General features: G+C 68.0%; 18 protein-coding genes and 1 tRNA gene. 11 read left to right on the plus strand and 8 right to left on the minus strand.

Going from position 1 to position 19,211, the window contains the following annotated elements:
* Positions 1-305: 305 nt before the first annotated feature.
* From F3H32_RS10425 to lpxK, 6 genes are all read left to right on the plus strand, one after another.
* Positions 306-2,255: a TonB-dependent receptor plug domain-containing protein gene (locus F3H32_RS10425; RefSeq protein ID WP_223191414.1), complete on the plus strand. Its 1,950-nt coding sequence runs from the start codon at positions 306-308 to the stop codon at positions 2,253-2,255.
* A gap of 123 nt (positions 2,256-2,378) precedes the next feature.
* Positions 2,379-3,299, plus strand: coding sequence for an arginase (rocF, locus tag F3H32_RS10430; RefSeq protein ID WP_149765801.1), 921 nt, complete (start codon positions 2,379-2,381; stop codon positions 3,297-3,299).
* A 41-nt stretch (positions 3,300-3,340) separates the two neighbouring features.
* A tRNA-Leu gene (locus tag F3H32_RS10435) sits at positions 3,341-3,426 on the plus strand.
* 373 nt (positions 3,427-3,799) lie between these two features.
* Positions 3,800-4,045: a DUF4170 domain-containing protein gene (locus F3H32_RS10440; RefSeq protein WP_115757011.1), complete on the plus strand. Its 246-nt coding sequence runs from the start codon at positions 3,800-3,802 to the stop codon at positions 4,043-4,045.
* A 13-nt stretch (positions 4,046-4,058) separates the two neighbouring features.
* Positions 4,059-5,291 carry a glycosyltransferase N-terminal domain-containing protein gene (locus F3H32_RS10445; RefSeq protein ID WP_149765802.1) on the plus strand — a complete coding sequence of 411 codons (1,233 nt, stop codon included), beginning with the start codon at positions 4,059-4,061 and terminating at the stop codon, positions 5,289-5,291.
* Positions 5,288-6,277 (plus strand): tetraacyldisaccharide 4'-kinase, encoded by a 990-nt coding sequence (gene lpxK / locus F3H32_RS10450; RefSeq protein WP_149765803.1) that lies wholly within the window; start codon positions 5,288-5,290, stop codon positions 6,275-6,277. The genes F3H32_RS10445 and lpxK overlap by 4 nt, the downstream gene beginning before the upstream one ends.
* Positions 6,278-6,355: 78 nt before the next feature.
* Here lpxK and F3H32_RS10455 read toward each other — a convergent pair whose 3' ends face one another.
* Together F3H32_RS10455 and F3H32_RS10460 are read right to left on the minus strand one after the other, a co-directional pair.
* Positions 6,356-7,003: a DsbA family protein gene (locus tag F3H32_RS10455; protein WP_149765804.1), complete on the minus strand. Its 648-nt coding sequence runs from the start codon at positions 7,001-7,003 to the stop codon at positions 6,356-6,358.
* Complete coding sequence (locus tag F3H32_RS10460) at positions 7,000-7,521, minus strand: DUF721 domain-containing protein (RefSeq protein ID WP_149765805.1); 522 nt, start codon at positions 7,519-7,521, stop codon at positions 7,000-7,002. Before F3H32_RS10460 ends, F3H32_RS10455 begins: the two co-directional genes overlap by 4 nt.
* Positions 7,522-7,646: 125 nt before the next feature.
* On the opposite strand from F3H32_RS10460, the gene F3H32_RS10465 reads away from it, so the two are divergent.
* Both F3H32_RS10465 and F3H32_RS10470 read left to right on the plus strand, forming a co-directional pair.
* Positions 7,647-8,717, plus strand: a complete 1,071-nt coding sequence (locus F3H32_RS10465; protein ID WP_149765806.1) for an A/G-specific adenine glycosylase — start codon at positions 7,647-7,649, stop codon at positions 8,715-8,717.
* Between the two features lie 70 nt (positions 8,718-8,787).
* On the plus strand, positions 8,788-9,924 hold the full coding sequence (locus F3H32_RS10470; RefSeq protein ID WP_149765840.1) for an alkane 1-monooxygenase: 1,137 nt from the start codon (positions 8,788-8,790) through the stop codon (positions 9,922-9,924).
* Between the two features lie 100 nt (positions 9,925-10,024).
* On the opposite strand, the gene F3H32_RS10475 is transcribed toward F3H32_RS10470, so the two are convergent.
* From F3H32_RS10475 to F3H32_RS10490, 4 genes are all read right to left on the minus strand, one after another.
* Entirely contained in the window at positions 10,025-11,155 is a 1,131-nt protein-coding gene (locus F3H32_RS10475; protein WP_149765807.1) for a site-specific DNA-methyltransferase, read from the minus strand.
* 87 nt (positions 11,156-11,242) lie between these two features.
* Entirely contained in the window at positions 11,243-11,875 is a 633-nt protein-coding gene (locus F3H32_RS10480; RefSeq protein WP_149765808.1) for a ribonuclease HII, read from the minus strand.
* A complete protein-coding gene (locus F3H32_RS10485; RefSeq protein WP_115756702.1) occupies positions 11,872-12,351 on the minus strand; it encodes an ureidoglycolate lyase in 480 nt (159 codons plus the stop codon). Before F3H32_RS10485 ends, F3H32_RS10480 begins: the two co-directional genes overlap by 4 nt.
* Before the next feature lie 57 nt (positions 12,352-12,408).
* Positions 12,409-13,584: an MFS transporter gene (locus F3H32_RS10490; protein WP_149765809.1), complete on the minus strand. Its 1,176-nt coding sequence runs from the start codon at positions 13,582-13,584 to the stop codon at positions 12,409-12,411.
* Between the two features lie 275 nt (positions 13,585-13,859).
* Between F3H32_RS10490 and F3H32_RS10495 the strand changes: the two genes are divergently transcribed.
* The 3 genes from F3H32_RS10495 (at position 13,860) to F3H32_RS10505 (ending at position 17,020) form a co-directional block, all read left to right on the plus strand.
* The gene (locus tag F3H32_RS10495) at positions 13,860-14,609 is read left to right on the plus strand and encodes a GntR family transcriptional regulator (protein ID WP_149765810.1); all 750 of its coding nucleotides are present in this window, start codon (positions 13,860-13,862) and stop codon (positions 14,607-14,609) included.
* Positions 14,610-14,718: 109 nt separating this feature from the next.
* A complete protein-coding gene (locus F3H32_RS10500; RefSeq protein WP_149765811.1) occupies positions 14,719-16,179 on the plus strand; it encodes a L,D-transpeptidase family protein in 1,461 nt (486 codons plus the stop codon).
* A gap of 1 nt (position 16,180) precedes the next feature.
* Entirely contained in the window at positions 16,181-17,020 is an 840-nt protein-coding gene (locus F3H32_RS10505) for an extensin-like domain-containing protein (protein WP_149765812.1), read from the plus strand.
* Between the two features lie 3 nt (positions 17,021-17,023).
* Here F3H32_RS10505 and F3H32_RS10510 read toward each other — a convergent pair whose 3' ends face one another.
* A complete protein-coding gene (locus tag F3H32_RS10510) occupies positions 17,024-17,755 on the minus strand; it encodes a Crp/Fnr family transcriptional regulator (protein ID WP_149765813.1) in 732 nt (243 codons plus the stop codon).
* Between the two features lie 122 nt (positions 17,756-17,877).
* Positions 17,878-19,194 (minus strand): FliI/YscN family ATPase, encoded by a 1,317-nt coding sequence (locus F3H32_RS10515; RefSeq protein WP_149765814.1) that lies wholly within the window; start codon positions 19,192-19,194, stop codon positions 17,878-17,880.
* Positions 19,195-19,211: the final 17 nt, after the last annotated feature.

Below are 19,211 nucleotides of genomic sequence, written 5' to 3' on the forward strand. Positions count from 1 at the left end.
AGCCGCCCCTGGCGGGTCGGACGGGCCTGTGGCATTGCCGCCACAGGTGGGCCGGCACGGGAAATGATCCCTTGAGCCACCGGCGGCCGGCTGGTTAATCGCCGGCAGCTACCCAGGTCGCGGCGATGCCCTTTCGTCCTTTCGGCCCAGGCAAAAATCCCTTCCTGTATCGCGAGGTGACGATGCCGTCCTTTCCCGCCCCCCACCATGCCGGCGCGCGCCGCGGCCGCAACCTTCGCGCCGCGCTGCTGTCGCTGACGGCGCTTTGCACCCCGGCGCTGGCCTTGGCGCAAGAGGGCGCCGACGTGGTCGAGCTTGACACCGTCATCGTCACTTCGGCGTCGTCCATCGCGACCTCTGTCCAGGACGCCCCCGCCTCTATTACCGTGATCGATCAAAGCGATATTCAGGCCAAAGGTGCGCGCCATCTTCAAGACGTGCTGCGGACGGTTCCGGGTCTCAACTTGACCCGCGGCAATGACGGCAATTCGCAGGTGTCGTTCCGCGGCCTTTCCTCGAACCGCACCCTGACGCTGATCGACGGCAAGCGGGTTAGCAGCCGCAACACCTTTGCGCGCCATTACCAGGGCGATCTGCAAATCGTTCCTTTGGATGCGATCGAGCGAATCGAGGTCGTGCGCGGCCCCATGTCCACCCTTTACGGTTCGGACGCCATGGGGGGTGTCATCAATATCATCACCAAGAAGGCGACCGACACGTGGTCGGGCTCTCTGACCACCGATTTCGCCTTTGCCGATGAAAACAGCACCGCCGACAGCCGGTCGATCTCGGGCTATGTTTCTGGTCCGCTGGGCGGAAACCTCAACCTGTCGGCCTGGGCCAAGCTGGCGGAAATCGAGGCACCGGAAGCGCCCTATGGGTATTCCGTGGGCCGTGGAGACGTGATTACTCCGCTTTATGCTTCCAACGGCACCCGCACGAAAACACTAGGCGCGCGGCTGACGTGGATCCCGCGGGACGGGATGGAATGGGGTGCCGAAGCACAAGCCTCCGTCGACGACTACCTTGGCGATGCCGGCGCGCATGACGCCAACGAAGTGACCAAGAAAAGCCTCGGCCTGACCAACGAATGGCAGTTGGGCCAAGGGCACCTGTCCAGCTACCTGCGCTACGAAACCTCGGCCAACGAGTCATGGAACTCGACGGACGAGGTCTGGAACGACGCCATCGACTATGACACGACCACCCTGGAAAGCCGCTATACCTCGCAGACCAGCCTGACCGGCCGGCAACTGGACTATACCATCGGCGGTCTGATCGCGCATGAAAAGCTGAGCGATCCGCAAACGTCCGATGCGTTGATCGAGGGTTCGGTCAATACGGCCGCAATCTATGCCGAAGGCCGCCTTCAGGCCACCGATGCGCTAAGCCTGACCACCGGCCTTCGTGTCGACCATCACGAACGCTTCGGCACCCATGTCACGCCGCGCATCTATGCCAACTACGATTTCGGCAACGGGCTGATGCTGAAAGGTGGCTATTCCCAAGCTTTTGTTGCGCCGGACCTGCGCAACCTGAATCCCAATTACGAAATGGGCTCCCGCGGCAACGGTTGCAAACCCTACCAAGGCCCCTGCACCATTGTCGGCAACCCCGATCTTCAGCCGGAAACCTCTGACAACTACGAGATCGGACTAAACTATCAGGGCGATCGCAGCAGCTGGGAAGTCACCGCCTTCTATAACGACGTCGAGGACATGATCAGCGCCCGCCGCATCCGCCCCGCGGTGGGCGACGAGCCGGCCCTGTTCCAGCGGGACAACTTCGATTACGGCAAGACCGCCGGGATCGAGTTCGGTCTGGATTATCGGGTCATGGACGACCTGACCTGGACCACCTCGGGCACCTATATCGCCAAGTCCGAGTTCAAGTATGGTGACTTCGACACCGCCTATCCGATGGCCACGACACCCAAGTGGAACATCACCACGGGCCTGGACTGGCAGGCCAATGACCGCCTGAACTTGTCGGGCGAAGTTGTCTATGTCGGGAAGCAAGCCGGCTACGTTGTCGAAGACGGCCTTGTCGTCGGCGACGAGGAGCAGGCTTCGGTTCCGGCGGGCCAGAACAGCAAGGCCTATTATCTGGTCAACGTGGCGGCTGCCTATGATTTGAACGATACGGCCACCTTGAATGTCGGCATCGACAACCTTTTCAACGGACAGCCGGAAACGGATGTTTCGTATCGGGAGAATGGCCGGCTGTTTACGCTGGGCATCACCACCCGCTTCTGAACGGTCCTTTGGACCCGGGTCAGGGCCGTCCGCAAGGGCGGCCCTTTTTGCTGGCGACGGGTGGAACCTCGGGACGTAACACCGCATGATCGTCCAAGACCGACCGACAAGAAGGGAACGCCCATGACCCATTGCATCCTGATCGGCACCCCCGTGGACGAGGGGCAGCGGCGGGCGGGTTGCCTGATGGGCCCGGCCGCCTATCGCGTGGCCGGGCTCGCCTCGACCCTCGCCGAGCTGGGCCATGGCGTCGAGGACCGCGGCGACCTGTCCCCCGCCCCCGGCCGCGGCCAGACCTGCGCCAACCCCGCCGTGCATCACCTGCCCGAAACCATCGCCTGGGCCGAGGCGATCCGGGCGGCCGGCATCTCGGCCATGGAACAGGGCATGCCGATCTTTCTGGGCGGCGATCATGCGCTGGCGCTTGGCAGCCTGGCCGCGGCGGCGGCCCATGCCCATGCGCTCGGCCGGCCGCAATTCGTGCTGTGGCTGGACGCGCATAGCGATTTCCACACCGTCCAGACCACCCAGTCCGGCAATCTGCACGGCACGCCCCTGGCCTATGCGGCAGGGCGGCCGGGCTTCGATCCCTTTCCGCCCTTTCCCGCGCCGATCCCAGCCCGCAACATCTGCATGTTCGGCATTCGCAGCGTGGACGGGGCCGAACTTGCCGCCCTGCGCGAAACCGACATCGTGGTCAACGACATGCGCGTGCTGGACGAACGCGGCGTCGTCGCGCCGCTGCGCGAATTCCTGGACCGCGTGCGCGCGCATGACGGGCTGCTGCACGTGTCGCTGGACGTGGACTTCCTGGACCCCTCGATCGCGCCCGCCGTCGGCACCACCGTGCCCGGCGGCGCGACATTCCGCGAGGCGCATCTGGTCTGCGAGCTATTGCACGATTCGGGGCTGATGACCTCGCTGGATCTGGTCGAGCTGAACCCGTTCCTGGACGAACGCGGGCGCACCGCGCGGCTAATGGTCGATCTTGTCGGCTCGTTGATGGGGCGCAAGGTCTTCGACCGCCCGACGCGCAGCTTCTAGGACTTGCCATTCCCCCGCCCGCCAGCTAGCCAATTTCCGGCGCGGGCGTGGCGGAATGGTAGACGCATGGGACTTAAACTCCCTGGGGCGCAAGCCCGTGCGGGTTCAAGTCCCGCCGCCCGCACCATCATCGCAAGACCAGGGCCGGCCATGGCGCGAAACATCCGCGCCTTGCCAGCAGCCCATTATCGCCCAAGCGCGGCCGGCGCGGCGTGACGGCTGCGCATGCGAGACCGCAGGCAGGCCATCCTGGGACGGCCGCCCGCGATCCGCAAAGAAGGGAACGGCAAGGCGCACCGGTTCGCCTGTTCCTGCCATCGCAAGGCCCTTACCACCACGTTCGGGCCCTCCGACATGTCCCCCCCCTGCCGGCACCCTTCCTTACCCCGGCTGCCGCCGCGCCGCAAACGCCAACCAGCCGGGTTTTTAAACAAACCGTCTTGGTTCACCGGCCCGGCTCGGCTAGGGTCGCGCCGGAATCCGAACCCCAGGAGAACCCGATGGCACAGCGCCTTCACCTTGTTTTCGGCGGCGAACTCATCGACCCCACCCGAACCGAGTTCCGCGACACCAAGGACATCCATATCGTCGGCATCTTCCCGAACTATGCCCAGGCCCATGCCGCCTGGAAGGCCGAGGCGCAGCGCACCGTGGACAGCGCCCATACCCGCTATTTCATCGCCCACCTGCACCGGCTGCGCGACGAAGAACGCGAGGTCAGCCCGACCGAGGAACTGGGCAGCTAGGCGCGCGCAGGCGATGCGCCCCTCGGGCCCGACCGCATCCCTGGCGCTTTGGCTGCATCTGCGCCGCGCCGCGGCGCTGGCCGGCGGGCCGGTCGGGCCGGTGGCCGCGCCGCCCGGCGACGGCCCGCTGATCCTGCTGCATCTGTCCGAGCGCGGCGAAGAGCCGCCCCAGGCGGGCGCGCTGGTCACGGCGCTGGTGGCGCGCCGGCCGGGGCTGCGCTTTGCCTTCCTGGGTGCGGCCCCGCCGCCAGACGCGCTTCCTGCCGGGCTGCGCGCCGTGTCCCTGGCCCTGCCCGGCGATCCGGCAGGCACGCGCAGCCTGATCCGGGCGCTTGGGCCACGCGCGGCGCTGATCCTGGGCGACCAGCTTCCGGCCGCATTGATCACCGAGATGGCCGAGCAGCGCCTGCCCGTCATCCTGGCCGAGGCGCGGCTGGCCGGGCATAATCGGCGCGCTTCATGGCGGGGGGCGGTCGATCGCGGCCTGATGGACAAGATCACCCGCATCCTGGCGCCCGACCCCGCGGCAGCGGCGACCGCGCGCCGGCTGGGCGCGGCGCCCCAGCGGATCGAGCTGACCGGCCCGATCACCGAAACCCGCCCGCCCCTTGCCGCCAACGAGGCCGAGCGCCGCGCCCTGGCCCAGATCCTGGCCGGCCGCCATATCTGGCTGGCCGCCTGCCCCACCCTGCCCGAGGCCAGGGCGGCCCTTGCCGCGCATCAGGCGGCCCTGCATCACAATCACCGCGCGCTGCTGATCCTGGCCGGCCTGCCCGACCAGGCGGTCCCCGAGATCCGGGCCGGGCTTGAAGCCCTTGGCCTGGCTGCGGTCCTGCGGTCGGACGACGAAGACCCTTCGCCCGACGACCACGTGCTGATCGCCGAGGACACGCATGAAATGGGGTTGTGGTATCGGCTGGCCCCGGTCTGCTTCCTGGGCGGCACGCTGCTGCCGGGGCCGGGCCTGGCCCCGCGCCATCCCTTCGAACCGGCGGCCCTGGGCTCTGCCATCATCCACGGGCCGGCAACCCAGGTGCATGGGGCCGAATGGGGGCAACTGGACGGCGCCTCTGCGGCGCGGCTGGTCATGGATGCGGCAGAACTGAGCAGCGCGGTCGCCGATCTGTCGGCGCCCGACCAGGCAGCGGCGCTGGCCGGCGTCGCCTGGTCGGTCAGCACCGGCGGCGCCGCCGTTCTGGCCCGCATCGCCGAAATCGTCGTCGCCGCATTGGAGGAAGCCCCATGAGCCGCCGCGCCCCCGCCTTCTGGTTCCGGCCGCCCGGCGTGACGGCCCGCCTGCTGGCCCCTCTGGGCGCGATTTACGCCGCCGCCACCGCCCGCCGGCTGGCGCGCGGGCCGCGCATAAATCCGGGCGTGCCGGTGATCTGCATCGGCAACCTGAACGCGGGCGGCACCGGCAAGACCCCCACCGCCATCATGCTGGCGCAGCTTTTGCAGGATCGCGGCATGGCGGTCCATATCGTCTCGCGCGGCTATGGCGGGCGGGAAAAGGGTCCGCTGCGGGTCGACGAGGCCCGCCACAAGGCGGCCGAGGTGGGCGACGAGCCGCTGCTGATGGCGGCCTTTGCGCCGGTCTGGGTCGCGGATGACCGGCTGGCCGGCGCAAGGGCGGCAGTTGGCGCGGGGGCGCGGGCGATCCTGCTTGACGACGGTTTCCAGGACCCGGCGCTCGCGCATGATCTTGCGCTGGTCGTGGTCGATGCGGCCAAGGGCTTTGGCAACGGGCTTTGCCTGCCCGCCGGGCCGCTGCGCGAACCGGTGGATCGCGGGCTGGCCCGCGCCGACCTGCTGCTTTCGATCGGCGAGCCCGGCGCACAGGCCCAGTTCCGCGCCGGATGGGGGGGGCGCCTGACCCTGCCGCACCTGACCGGGCGGCTTGCGCCCTTGCAGACCGGCATGGACTGGCAGGGCCAGGACGTGCTGGCATTCGCCGGCATCGGCCATCCCGAGAAATTCTTCGCCACCCTGCGCGGCCTTGGCGCCCGGATCGCCAGGGCCGAGGCGCTGGATGACCACCAGCCCTTCACCCCGCAACTGCTGACCCGGCTAGAGGCCGAATCGCGGCTGCTGGGCGCTCAACTGGTGACGACGGAAAAGGACGCGGCGCGGCTGCCGCGCAGCTTCCGGCCCAAGGTGCTGGCCCTGCCGGTGCGGCTGGAACTGGACGACCCGGCGCCGTTGACCGGGCGGCTGACGGCGCTGGGTTTGTGAAGGGCCCCGTGATAGGCCGGGACCCTTCGGCTTCACCGTTTTGAAAAATACTCCGGCGGCCGCGCCGCGAGGCGGGCCTCAGCCCTTCTCGGCCAGCTTGGCGTCGATGACCTTCTTCAGCTCGTCCCAGGGCTGGTTTCGGACCTTTTCGCCGTCGATGACAAAGGTCGGCGTGCCCTCGATCTCGTCGGCGCCGGCCTTGCGCTGGAAGGTCGTGACCAGGTCGGCCACCTTTTGCTGGTCGTTCCAGCAAGCGTCCATCTGCTCAGAGGTCATGCCGGCCTTGGCGCCGATCTTGCGCAGGTTGCCGGCGATCGCGTCGCCCGATTCCCCGGCCAGCCAGGTCTTCTGGTCGTCAAAGATCAGGTCCGAAACCGCATAGTATTTTTCGTCCCCGCCGCAGCGGGCCAGGATGCCGGCCCACAGCCCGACCGCGTCGAAATAAACGTCGCGCTGGATGAAGCGCACCTTGCCGGTATCGACATATTCCGCCTTCAGCTTGGGCCAGGTCTGGTTGTGGAAATCCGCGCAATGGCTGCATGTGAAGCTGGCATATTCCACGATGGTGACAGGCGCATCCGCCTGGCCCAGGGCGATGTCGGGCAAGACCTTGCCTTCGGGCATCGCTTCGTCGGCGGATTGCGCCTCTTGCGCCAGCGCGGGCAGCGCGGCAAGGGTCAGCGCGGCCGTAGCGGCGGCGATCAGGGAACGGCGAAGCATCATCATGGATTGGCCTTTCGGTCATTGGCGTCCCGGCGGGACAGGATGTTCAGCGCCAGCCGCCGCATCGCCGCGGAAAGCGCAGGATTGTCGAAGCCCGCGGCGATGTCCTGCGCCTGGGCAAGCTTTTGCGGGTCCGGCGCCGCCGGGCGGCGCGGCGCGCCGGCAAAGGCGGCCTGCCCCTCGGCAAAGCCGCCTTCGCCTTGGGCAAAGCCCACAGGCGCGGTCTGGGTCAGCACGATGCGGGCGACCGCGTTGAACCCGTAACAGGCATTCACCCGCTCGCGGATCTGGTCCAGCTGCATGGCGATCATCGGCGCCTGCGCGCCCGGCACCAGCAGGGTCAGCGTCGCGCCGAAACCCTTGCCATGGCTGATCTTGACCGGCCGGGTGCGGGCGGCCAGTTCCGGTCCCACCACCTCGGGCCAATGGGTCAGCAGCCTTGCCGCGGCAAAGCCCCGGCTTTCGCCCACGGCCTTGATCCGCGGCGCGACAAGCTGCGCCGCAGCCTCAAAACCGCGCATGCGGCGGCGGGGCGGGCTTTCGGGTTTCTTCTGGGCCATCGGGCGACCATATGGTTTATCTGGCGCGCAGTCTGGACCGCAGCGCGCCCGGATGCCAGAGGATGGCAAGGAAAGAAGGCTGAAAATTGCGTGACCCAAGGGTGATCCCGACCGAATTGCTGGCCTGGTACGACCGCCACGCCCGCCGGCTGCCCTGGCGCGCGCCGCCCGGCCAGGCGCCGGCCGATCCCTATCGCGTCTGGCTGTCCGAGGTGATGCTGCAACAGACCACCGTCGCGGCGGTGAAATCCTATTTCGAGCGCTTCACCAGCCTGTGGCCCACGGTCCAGAACCTTGCCGCGGCCGGGGATGCGCAGGTCATGGCCGAATGGGCCGGGCTTGGCTATTACGCCCGCGCCCGCAACCTGATAGCCTGCGCCCGCGCCGTCGCGGCCATGGGCGCATTCCCCGACACGCGCGAGGGGCTGGCGGCGCTGCCCGGCATCGGCGCCTATACCTCGGCCGCCATCGCCGCCATCGCCTTCGACCGGCCCGAGACGGTGGTGGACGGCAATGTCGAGCGCGTCGTGGCCCGGCTTTTCGCGGTCCAGACGCCGCTGCCCGGCGCCAAGCCGGAACTCGTGACCCTGGCGCAGGGGCTGACCCCTGCGCGCCGGCCCGGCGATTACGCCCAGGCGATGATGGACCTGGGCGCGACCATCTGCACGCCGCGCAGCCCGGCCTGCGGCATCTGCCCGATCAACGACCATTGCGCCGCCCGCGCCCTGGGCATCGCCGCCGACCTGCCGCGCAAGACCCCCAAACAGCCCAAGCCCTTGCGCAGCGGCACGGCCTGGATCGGCTTTGCCGACGGCGCGGTGCTGGTCGAAACCCGGCCAAGCAAGGGGCTTTTGGGCGGGACGCTGGCATTCCCTTCGACCGGCTGGGACGGGTCGGACCTGCCGCCGCCCGCGCCGGCCGACTGGCAGCAGGTCGGGCTGGTGCGCCATGTCTTCACCCATTTCGCCCTGGACCTGACGGTGATGAGCGCGCGCCTGACCGGCGAGCCCGCGCGCGGCAGGCTGGCGCCGCTGCACGCCTTCAGCCCCGCCGCGCTGCCGGGGCTGATGCGCAAGGCCTGGGCGCTGGCCCGGCCCCCGACCGACCGGCCCGCGACAACCCGCCACCATGGCGGGCCGGCCGGAAATTCGTCATAGTCGCGCCGGGAGCGCTGCCACTTTATCCATTCAACCCACCGGATCCTTTACAGATTTCATTGTCATGCCCATGCAAACCCCCTTTCGGTCCCGCTTTGTCGACGCCCTGCCCTTCTGGCTTTCGCTGGGCATGGTCCCGCTTGCCATCCTTGCCGCGCGGCTTGGCGGCTGGTGGTTCATGCTGATGCCGCTTTACGCCTGGTATCTGACCACGGCGCTGGATTCCGTGCTGGGCCTGAACCAGGAAAACCCCGAAACCCAGACCCCCGAAACCCAGCTTTTCTGGTATCGGGCCATCACCATCATCTGGTTCCCGCTTCAGGCGGCGATGATCTTCGGCGCGATCTGGTATGCCACGCGCAGCGGGCTTTCGGGCTGGGAAAAGCTGGGGCTGTTCTTCGGCATCGGCGTGGCCTCGGGCACCATCGGCATGGTCTATTCCCACGAATTGCTGCACCAGCGAAACCGGCTGGAGCGCGGGCTGGGCGACCTGCTGCTGGCCGCGGCGCTTTATTCGCATTTCCGCACCGAACACCTTCTGGTGCATCATTCCTGGGTGGCGACGCCGCGCGATGCGGTCTCGGCCCGCTATAACGAGGGGTTCTTCCGCTTCTTCCTGCGCGTGTTGCGGGAATGCCCGAAAAGCGCCTGGGCCGCCGAGGCGCGGCGCCTGACCCGGACCGGCCGCTCGGCCTTTGACCGGCGCAACCCGTTCTGGCGCTATGGGGCGCTGCAAGTCGCCATGCTGGCGCTGGCGCTGGCGCTTGGCGGCTGGCAGGGGCTTTTGCTGTTCCTGTGGCAGGCGGTGGTCGCCATCTGGCAGCTAGAGCTGACCAATTATGTCGAACATTACGGCCTGACCCGCAAATACCTGGGCGAGGACCGCTATGAACATGTCCTGCCGCGCCATAGCTGGAACAGCTCGCACACGGCGACGAACTGGCTGCTGATCAACCTGCAACGCCATTCGGACCATCACTACAAGCCCGACCGCCGTTTTCCGCTGCTGCAAACCTATAGCGACGAAGAGGCGCCGCAACTGCCGATGGGCTATCCCGCCATGACCTTCCTGGCCATGATCCCGCCGCTGTGGCGGCGGCGGATGAACCCGCGCGTCCGGGCCTGGCGGCGGCAGTTCTATCCCGAGATCGACGATTGGAAACCCTATAACCGCGGCGAATTGCCGATGCCGCGCGGCGCGCTATAGGTCGAAAAGGCCCCGCCCGGCGGCATGCCGCAGGACGGGGCAAGGCGGTCCCGGCCGCACCAGAGCTTGCGGAGCTTCGGGACTTGGCGAACCGGAAAATTCAGTGGGCGCGGGCCTTGTCGGCCTCCATCTCGGCGCGGATCTGCTGGCGCAGGATGTCGATGGGCACCATCCGCCCTTCGCGCCGGAAATGCCAATAGGTCCAGCCGTTGCAACTGGGCGCCCCCTCCAGCGCGGCGCCGACCTGGTGGATCGAGCCCTTCACGTCATTGCCGATCAGGCTGCCATCGGCGCGCACCTTGGCCTTGTGGCGGTTGTTCATCGAATAAAGCTCTTCGCCGGGCCGCAGCATGCCGCGTTCGATCACCTGGCCAAAGGGCACGCGCGGCTCGGCGCGCTTGGGCTTGATGGTGGCGATGGCCTCGGCGTCGAACTTGCGCACCCGCGCGATGCGCTTTTCGGCCACCTCGCGATAGGCGGCCTCGCGTTCGATCCCGATGAAGTCGCGGCCCAGCATCTTGGCCACTGCGCCGGTGGTGCCGGTGCCGAAAAACGGGTCCAGCACCACGTCGCCGGGATTGGTTGACCCGACCAGGATGCGGTGCAGCAGCGCCTCGGGCTTCTGGGTCGGATGCGCCTTGGCGCCGCCGGCATCCTTCAGCCGCTCGCCGCCGGTGCAGATCGGCAGCACCCAGTCCGAGCGCATCTGCACCCCCTCGTTCAGCGATTTCAGCGCCTCGTAGTTAAAGGTGTATTTCGCCGCCTCGGACTTGCTGGCCCAGATCATCGTCTCATGCGCGTTGGTCAGCCGCTTGCCGCGGAAATTCGGCATCGGGTTGGCCTTGCGCCAGACCACGTCGTTCAGGATCCAGAAATCCTGGTTCTGCAACTCGGCGCCCACGCGAAAGATGTTGTGATAAGAGCCGATGACCCAGATCGCCCCGTTGGGCTTGAGGATGCGCCGGGCCGCCGCCAGCCAGTCGCGGGTGAAACGGTCATAGGCGGCAAAGCCCGAGAACTGGTCCCAATGGTCGTCCACCGCATCGACGCGGGAATTGTCCGGCCGGTGCAGGTCGCCCCTAAGTTGCAGGTTATAGGGCGGGTCGGCAAAGATCAGGTCCACGCTCGCCTCGGGCAGCGTGTTCATGATCTCGATGCAATCGCCGGCCAGAATCTGGTTCAGCGGAAGCGGACGCGCCACGGCGCGGGATTTGGTGTCAAGCTTGGTCATCACTGCCTCGGGTTTTCGGCTGTTTGGTCGCCGATTGATGGGCCGATAATGAGTCACAGCCGATTCGCCGTCAAATTCTTTTTCGAATCAACAGCTTGCGGTTTCTTCTTTACACAAGATATTGTGGACCGGGGCAAAGCTGCGCCTATGATGTGGGGTCGCACCCAGATCTAGCAGGGCCCGGCGATGCGCCGCGGTGGCGTATCCCGCATTCGCCTCCCAGCCATATCCCGGATGCTGTTGCGCCAAATCCACCATGATGCGATCGCGCAACAGCTTGGCCAGGATCGAGGCCGCCGCGATCGACAGGCAGCGCCCGTCGCCGCCGACCACCGCCTGCCCCGGCAGGTCCAGTTCGCGCGGCAGCATGTTGCCGTCGACCAGCACCAGGCAGGGCCGCCGGCGCAGCCCGGCAATGGCCCGGCACATCGCCAGATGCGAGGCGCGCAGGATGTTCAGCCGGTCGATCTCCTCGACGCTGGCATGGCCGACGGCCCAGTCGCAGCCCGCCATCAGCAGCGCGGCCAGCGCCTCGCGCCGCTTGGCCGTCAGCTTCTTGGAATCGTTCAGCCCCTCGGGGATGCAGGCGGCGTCCAGGATCACCGCCGCCGCCGTCACCGGCCCGGCCAGCGGGCCGCGCCCGACCTCATCCACCCCGGCGACGAATTGCGCGCCCGACCGCAGCGCGGCCGCTTCCAGGGAATAGTCCGGCAGGCTCATGGCTCGATGGTGATGGGGGCGATTAGCACCTCTTCCAAGTTCACCCCCTCGCCCTCGCGATCCACGACCAGGAAATCCGCCGCCCGGTCCAGCGGCGTCAGCACCCCATGCCAGACCCCGGCGCGCAGGTTCACCCCCATGCCCGCCGGCACCAGAAAGGCCAGGGGGGCGCCGGGCCGCCCGTTCTCGTCGGGGGCGACGACGGACAGCCAGGGATCCGGCCCCAGCGGCATGAAGGCTTGCGAGCCCAGGGGGTGGCGTTCCAGCAATGCGCAATCATGCGGCAGGCTCACCGGCTCTGACCGAAAGATCGAGATGATGGCCTCGCCGCCGCCGCGCTCGACCGTGGCCAGCGCGTGATGGCGCTCGCAGCGCCCGGCATTGATCAGCTTCGAAGGCTGCTCGCGCGGGGCCAGCAACTCGCCGAAGGGGGCGAACGCCTCGGCCGTGATCGGCCTTGCCTTGATCGTCGTCATGGTTCTTTCGTGTCCAAATATCCCGGGGGTCCGGGGGCAGCGCCCCCGGCCCTAACGTTACAACCGCTCCATCCGCGGCAGGAAGATGGTCAACAGACCCATCAGCGGCAGATAGGAACAGATCCGATAGACATATTCGATCCCCTGCGCATCCGCGATCACCCCCAGCACGGCCGCGGCGATGCCGCCCATGCCAAAGGCAAAGCCGAAGAAGATGCCGGCGACCAGCCCGGTCCGGCCGGGCACCAGTTCCTGCGCAAAGACCACGATGGCCGGAAAAGCCGAGGCCAGGATCAGCCCGATCACCACCGTCAGCATGCCCGTCGCTGCCAGCCCGACATGCGGCAGCACCAGGGTAAAGGGCAGGATGCCCAGGATCGAGAACCAGATCACCTTCAGCGGACCCACCCGGTCGCCCAGCAGCCCGCCCAGCATGACACCGGCGGCCATGCCGCCCAGGAACAGGAACAGCATCAACTGCGCGTGCTGGGTGCTCAGCCCGAACTTCTCGATCAGGAAGAAGGTGTAATAGCTGGAAATGCTGGCGGTATAGATGTTCTTGGTGAATGTCAGCAGCGCCAGCACCACGATGGCCAGCACCACGCGCTGGCGCGAAAAGGCCGGGGCGCCGGCCGGGCGGGCCGATGCGGCCTTGCGCCGCCCATCCGCCCAGTTGCCGATCCGCCACAGAATGGCCGAACCCGCCATCGCCGCGATCGAGAAGATCGCCACCGAAGGCCGCCCCAGCGGCACGACGACAAAGGCCGCCAGCAGCGGCCCCAGCGCGGTGCCGAAATTGCCGCCCAACTGGAACAGCGACTGCGCCGTGCCGAAGCGCCCGCCCGAGGCGATGCGCGCCACGCGCGAACTTTCGGGATGAAACACCGCCGAACCGATGCCGATCAGCATCGCCCCGGACAGAAGCACCCAATATTCATGCGCCAGCGCCAACAGCAACACGCCGACGAAGGTCGAGCCCATGCCGACGGCCAGCGAACGCGGCATCGGGCTGCGATCCGTCACCATGCCCACCACCGGCTGCAAAAGCGAAGCCGTCACCTGAAAGGCAAAGGTCATCATGCCGATCTGCCAATAGGTCAGGCTGAACTCCTCGCGCAGCAGCGGATAGATCGCGGCCAGCATGGACTGCATGATGTCGTTGATCATGTGGCACAGGCTGATCGCGACCAGGACCGTCCAGGCCGTGGCGCTCGCGCCCTGACCGCGGAACATCGAAGTTTCCGACACGCTATCACCTCTTGAGAATCGCCTGATTTGTCCTGTCCGGCCGGCGAAATGTCAACGCCCCCAAGCGGGATCATGACCGCCAACCGCAATGGCCCTTGACGCACACGGAAATTTGCCATCAAAAACTGAACCGATGAGTTTACTAAAGCCCCCCGGTCGGGCAGAACTGCGGTTCGGCTTGCTGCTGATCCGGCCGCGGGCTCGTCCGAACGACGATATCGAGTTCTGCCGCAACCTCGACGCAAAGACATATTCCCAAGATGATTGAGCTTCCCAGCCACGTGGCGCAGGCCCTTTCGGCAGAACCCCAAGAGCGCAAGCGCAGGAACATGACCTGGCAGGCCGTCCAGGAAGAGGTGCTGACCCGCATCCACAAGGGCGACTGGCCCAGCGGCGAGCTGATCCCGACCGAGGCCGAACTGGCGACCGAGTTCGGCTGCGCCCGCGCCACGGTGAACAGGGCCTTGCAGGCGCTGGCGCAAAGCGGCGTGCTGGAACGGCGGCGCAAGGTCGGCACCCGCGTGGCGCAGCACCCGCCGGTGCAGATGGTGCGCTTTCTGTTGCGCCGCGAGATCGAGGCATCGGGCAAGACCTATGGCTACGACCTGCTGGACTATCAGGAATGCCCGCCGCCCGCCGATATTGCGCAAGCCATGCTTTTGCGCACCGATGACACGCTGTTGCTGGTAAAGGCGCGTTTCAGCGCCGGCGGCGCGCCCTATTGCTGCGAAGAGCGCTGGCTTAACCATTACGCCACGCCCGGCCTGACGCGCGATGCGCTGTCGCGCATCAGCCCCTGCGAATGGCTGCTGGGCAATGTGCCGGTGAACCGCGCCAGCATGGCGATCGGCGCGACGCTGGCCGGCGACGGCTTCGTCCCCCAGGCTTTGGGCCTGACGCCGGGCGACCCCGCGCTGCTGGTCGAGCGCATCGACTGGCTCAACAACATGCCGGTTTCGCTGACGCGGCGGTATTTTCCGCAGCAGCATCGCTTTTCCGCGATGATCTGAGCGCGGCGTTCAACCCGAGTTGACCGGCTCTTGCTTGCCTTGTGCGGCACATTTGGCCAGATGTGCCGATAAAAGCAGAACACGACAGGCAAACAAACCGGACCCGAGCATGTTTTCGACCCGTTCCCGCGGCCGTTCTTCGCGGCTTTTCCTGGCCGCCGCCCTTATGCTGCCCTGGCAGGCCGGCGCAGCGCAGGCCGACCCGCCCCCTGTCCCGGCGGCGGCGCCGGCCTCGGGCACGGCCATCCAGGTCGCGGCGCCCCGGCCCAGGGCGCTGGTCGCGATCACCCCGGCCGAAATCGAAACCGCCAGCTATGACGGCGGCGACCTGCCCGCCGGCCAGTCGGCGCTGACCGCCAAGGTGCAGGTCCTGCTTGACCGCGCGGGCATCTCGCCCGGCGTAGTGGACGGCTGGCGCGGCGGCATGAGCGAAAGCGCCATCATGGGCTTCCAGCGCCGGGCCGGCCTGCCGATGACCGGCCGCCTGGACCATGCCGTGTGGGACCTGCTGCAAGGCTATGCCGCGGCTCCGCTGACCATGGCCTATACGATCACCGCCGAGGACGCGACCGGGCTGGTGGACAACATCCCGCCGGATTACGCCGAAAAGGCCGCGATGAACTCGCAAGGCTATACCAGCGTGCTGGAAAAACTGGCCGAACGCTTTCACATGGATGAAAAATTCCTGGCCAAGCTGAACCCCGGCGCCAGCTTCCAGCCTGGCGAGACCATCCACGCCGTGGTCCCCGCCAGCCCGATCCGCGCCACCGTCACCCGCATCATCGTCGACAAGGAGACGCGCCGCGTCGCCGCCTATGACGCCCGCGGCAACATGGTCGCCGATTACCCGGCCACGGTCGGTTCCGCCGACACCCCCTCGCCGCATGGCAATCACGTCGTGGATGCGGTGGCGCTGAACCCGACCTATACCTATAACCCGCATCGCAACTTCCGCCAGGGCGAGAATGACCGGGTGCTGACCATACCGCCGGGTCCGAACGGGCCGGTCGGCAATGTCTGGATCGACCTGTCCGAGCCGACCTATGGCCTGCACGGAACCGCCTCGCCCTCGCAACTGTTCCTGCACCAGTCGCATGGCTGCGTGCGGCTGACGAATTGGGATGCGTGGGAGCTGGCGCATATGGTCAAGGCCAAGGTGACGACGGTCGAGTTCCTGCCCCCCGGCGTGCGGATCGCGGATGTGGCCGGCGTCTCGCCCCTGGCTGCGGCGACGCAGACCGCCGCGGTGGCCGCCATCGCCAGCGCCCGCCCACCGGCGCGGGGCGACCGGCAGCCGCCGCAATCCTTCGCCGCCCCGCCCGGACCACAGCCGGCCGCATCGCCGGCCAGCCCGCCCGTGCCGGCCCTGGCGCAGGCGGCGGAAGCGGCGGCGACCTCGGCCGCGGCCATGGTCCTTGCGGCGCCGGAACCCGCCATCCCGGCCCAGCCCGGCACCGCCGCACCACTTCCGGCACCCCTGCCTGGCGGGGAAGAGCCTGAATATCCGTCGGACGCGGTCCTGCCCGGCCCGCCGGGCCAGGCGCCCGATCCCTGGGCCGGGCGGCCCTGAAATGCGGGGGCGGGCCCTGCTGCTGGCCGCGCTGCTGGCCGCCGGCCTGACCGGGCCGGCCGGCGCGCAAGAGGCCCCCGCCCCGCGCCCGGACCTTGCGACGGCCGGCGAAGGCAGGGCCGAACACGACCCGCAAGAGACTTCGGACGAACGCCCCGCACCCCGCCCCAGGGGCGACACCGCCATGCCGCAGACCGACGGGACGGCGAAGCCGCCCCCCGATACGTCGCAGCCGGCCGGCCCGCCCGCCCCGCCGGTCCATGCCATGCTGCGCGAAGGCGATTTCGACCATTCCGCCTGCCTGCTGGAACTGACCCTGCTTGGCGCCGATTACGACGAGGCGCCGCCAGTCAGCGATCCGCATGAGCGCGATTGCGGCATCGACCGGCCCGTCCTGCTGCGCAAGCCCCTGCCCGGCATCGAGATCCCCGGCGGCGCGCTGATGCGCTGCGACATGGCCCGCCACCTGGCGCATTGGCTGCGCGACTTCGTGCGGCCGGCGGCGGCGCTGCTGCCCGGCCAGCCGCGGCTTGCCGCGCTGGAACCGGGCACGACCTATCAATGCCGCGCCACGGTCGGCAATGACGGCGCATCCCTGTCGGAACATGCTTTCGGCAACGCCTTCGACATTGCCGCCTTTCGCTTCGACGGCGGCCTGCGGCTGCCGGTCCAGCCGCGGCAGGACAGCGGCGACCACCACGAAGCCTTTCAGCGCGCGGTGCGCGGGGCGGCTTGCCTGCATTTCACCACCGTGCTGGGCCCCGGCGCCAATGCGGCCCATGACGACCACCTGCATCTGGACATCAAGGCCCGGCGCGGCGGCTATCGGCTTTGCCAATGACGCTTAGCGCGGGGCGCGCCCCAGTTCCAGATATTCCGGGTCAAAGCGCGCCAGCCGCGCAAGCCAGTGCCAGTCGATGATCTGCACTTCGCTGCCGATCCAGCGGATCAGCCCCTCGGCCCGCAGGTCGCGCACGGCGCGGTTCACATGGATGGGCGTATAGCCCAGGATGTCGGCCAGTTCCCGTTGCAGCAGCGGCAGGATGAAGCGGTGGTCCTGCGCCGCCCCGACGCCGGCAAGCCGCGTGTAAAGCTCGCATAGCAGATGCGCCAGATGCGCCGCCGAACGCAGCGAAGCCGCCGCCACCAGCCATTGGCGGTGGATCGCCGCGTCGATGGCCGTGGACATCCACAGCAGCCGGGTCAGATGCGGAAAGTTCCGCGTGATCTCGCGCAGGTCGGCGTGATCGACGAATTCCACCTCGGATTCCCCGACCGAGACGACGTCATGTTCCAGCCCGGCCAGGACAAAGCCGTGCAAGTCGACGAAATCCCCCGGCACATGCAGGGCGGTGATGACCCGCTCGCCCGCGCGGCCCGCCAGTTCGTGCTGCCGCGCCGAAAGGCCGCGCAGCATCATGCAGCTTCGCGTGGCCTGCCGGCCGCGCGGCACGATCACCTCGCCGGGACGAAAGCAGGCATGGCTGGTCGGGATCGCGCGCAGGCAGGCGATATCGGCTTCGGACAGCTGGTCCCTGCGTTGCAGGTATCGAACGAAATATTCCGTAACGGCCATGACGATCCCCCGCTGGACCGCAGGAGATTGTCAATGCACCACATCCTGGGCAACTCCTTCGGGCGACGGGTTAACATTCATCAGCCCCGATACGTTCCAGGCGGGTCCGGGCCTGTTCGCGATCATCCCGGCCCCGGCGCCGGGGCGCCCAAAGCCTGGGCCAGAAGCGCGAAGCTGTTGCGCGCGTCGGGACTTGGTCGGGAAAAGAACGCGTCCAGCGCCGGGTGGATCCTGACCGCCTCGTCCAGGCGCGGGTCCGAGCCAGAGGCGTAAAGCCCGGCGCGGATCATCAGTTCGGATTCGGCATAGGTGCCAAGCGCGGCCCGCGCCCGGCCGATCAGCGCGTTCTCGGCATCGCTGGCCGCCTGCGGCAGCGACCGCGAGACCGAGCGCAGCACGTCCACCGCCGGATACCGCCCGCGCTCGGCGATGGCGCGGTCCAGCACGACATGGCCGTCCAGCACGCCGCGCAGGATGTCGGCCACCGGCCCCTCCATGTCCGAACCGGCGACCAGCACGCTGAAGATCGCGGTAATGTCGCCCGCCCCTTCGGGACCCGGCCCGGAACGCTCGGCCAAGGACATGATCAGATGCGAGGTCGAGGGCGGGAAACCGCGATAGCTGGGGCTTTCCCCCGCCGCCAGCGCGATCTCACGATGCGCCTCGGCAAAGCGGGTGATCGAATCGGCCAGGAACAGCACATGCCGGCCCTGGTCGCGGAAATGCTCGGCCACGGTCATCGCAGCCCAGGCGCAGCGCCGCCGCATCAAGGGCGGCTGGTCCGAGGTCGCTGCGACCACGACCGAACGGGCCATCCCCTCTTCGCCCAGCGTTTCCTCGACGAACTCACGCAGTTCGCGGCCCCGCTCGCCCACCATCGCGATGACCACGACATCGGCCGCAACCCCCTTGGCCAAGGCCGAAAGCAGCGTGGATTTGCCCACGCCCGAGCCTGCGAACAGTCCCATCCGCTGGCCGCGCACCAAGGGCAGGACGGTATCAAAGACCGCCAGCCCTGTATCCAGCCGGCCGCCCAGCCGCTTGCGCGAGGCGGCGGGCGGCGGCGGTGGCCGAAAGCCGCGCTCTTGCCCGCCCGCGGCCAGGGGACGGCCGTCCAGCGGCCGGCCGAAAGGGTCGATGATTCGTCCGGTCCAGCCATCGGCCGGTGCCAGGCTGGGTGCAAAAACCAGTTCGACACGCGCGCCGATCGACAGCCCGTCCATCGGTCCCTCGGGCAGGACCGCGGCCTGGTCGGAATGCAGCGCCACGATTTCTCCGCCCAAGTTTTCGGCGGAACGCATTGAAAACACGACGCGATCCCCCAGGGATGCATGGCTGTTCAGCCCTTGAACCATGATAAGCCCCGCCTGGATGGCGCTGACCTGCCCGAAATGCCGGCTCATGCGGACCCGCCGCATCCGCACCGCGATAGATTGCATTTTATCCATTTCGCCCC

Origin of the sequence: Paracoccus thiocyanatus (assembly GCF_900156255.1) — a bacterium.
Lineage (GTDB): Bacteria > Pseudomonadota > Alphaproteobacteria > Rhodobacterales > Rhodobacteraceae > Paracoccus > Paracoccus thiocyanatus.

What these genes read in the sequence shown, in the direction of transcription:
- F3H32_RS10500 (WP_149765811.1), top strand. Translation starts at nt 14,719, where the DNA reads ATGTTTTCGACCCGTTCCCGCGGCCGTTCTTCGCGGCTTTTCCTGGCC.
- F3H32_RS10495 (WP_149765810.1), top strand. Translation starts at nt 13,860, where the DNA reads ATGATTGAGCTTCCCAGCCACGTGGCGCAGGCCCTTTCGGCAGAACCC.
- F3H32_RS10480 (WP_149765808.1), bottom strand. Translation starts at nt 11,875, where the DNA reads ATGAGCCTGCCGGACTATTCCCTGGAAGCGGCCGCGCTGCGGTCGGGC.
- F3H32_RS10470 (WP_149765840.1), top strand. Translation starts at nt 8,788, where the DNA reads ATGCAAACCCCCTTTCGGTCCCGCTTTGTCGACGCCCTGCCCTTCTGG.
- F3H32_RS10455 (WP_149765804.1), bottom strand. Translation starts at nt 7,003, where the DNA reads ATGATGATGCTTCGCCGTTCCCTGATCGCCGCCGCTACGGCCGCGCTG.
- F3H32_RS10505 (WP_149765812.1), top strand. Translation starts at nt 16,181, where the DNA reads ATGCGGGGGCGGGCCCTGCTGCTGGCCGCGCTGCTGGCCGCCGGCCTG.
- F3H32_RS10445 (WP_149765802.1), top strand. Translation starts at nt 4,059, where the DNA reads ATGCGCCCCTCGGGCCCGACCGCATCCCTGGCGCTTTGGCTGCATCTG.
- F3H32_RS10490 (WP_149765809.1), bottom strand. Translation starts at nt 13,584, where the DNA reads ATGTTCCGCGGTCAGGGCGCGAGCGCCACGGCCTGGACGGTCCTGGTC.
- F3H32_RS10475 (WP_149765807.1), bottom strand. Translation starts at nt 11,155, where the DNA reads ATGACCAAGCTTGACACCAAATCCCGCGCCGTGGCGCGTCCGCTTCCG.
- rocF (WP_149765801.1), top strand. Translation starts at nt 2,379, where the DNA reads ATGACCCATTGCATCCTGATCGGCACCCCCGTGGACGAGGGGCAGCGG.
- lpxK (WP_149765803.1), top strand. Translation starts at nt 5,288, where the DNA reads ATGAGCCGCCGCGCCCCCGCCTTCTGGTTCCGGCCGCCCGGCGTGACG.
- F3H32_RS10515 (WP_149765814.1), bottom strand. Translation starts at nt 19,194, where the DNA reads ATGCAATCTATCGCGGTGCGGATGCGGCGGGTCCGCATGAGCCGGCAT.
- F3H32_RS10510 (WP_149765813.1), bottom strand. Translation starts at nt 17,755, where the DNA reads ATGGCCGTTACGGAATATTTCGTTCGATACCTGCAACGCAGGGACCAG.
- F3H32_RS10440 (WP_115757011.1), top strand. Translation starts at nt 3,800, where the DNA reads ATGGCACAGCGCCTTCACCTTGTTTTCGGCGGCGAACTCATCGACCCC.
- F3H32_RS10485 (WP_115756702.1), bottom strand. Translation starts at nt 12,351, where the DNA reads ATGACGACGATCAAGGCAAGGCCGATCACGGCCGAGGCGTTCGCCCCC.
- F3H32_RS10460 (WP_149765805.1), bottom strand. Translation starts at nt 7,521, where the DNA reads ATGCGCGGTTTTGAGGCTGCGGCGCAGCTTGTCGCGCCGCGGATCAAG.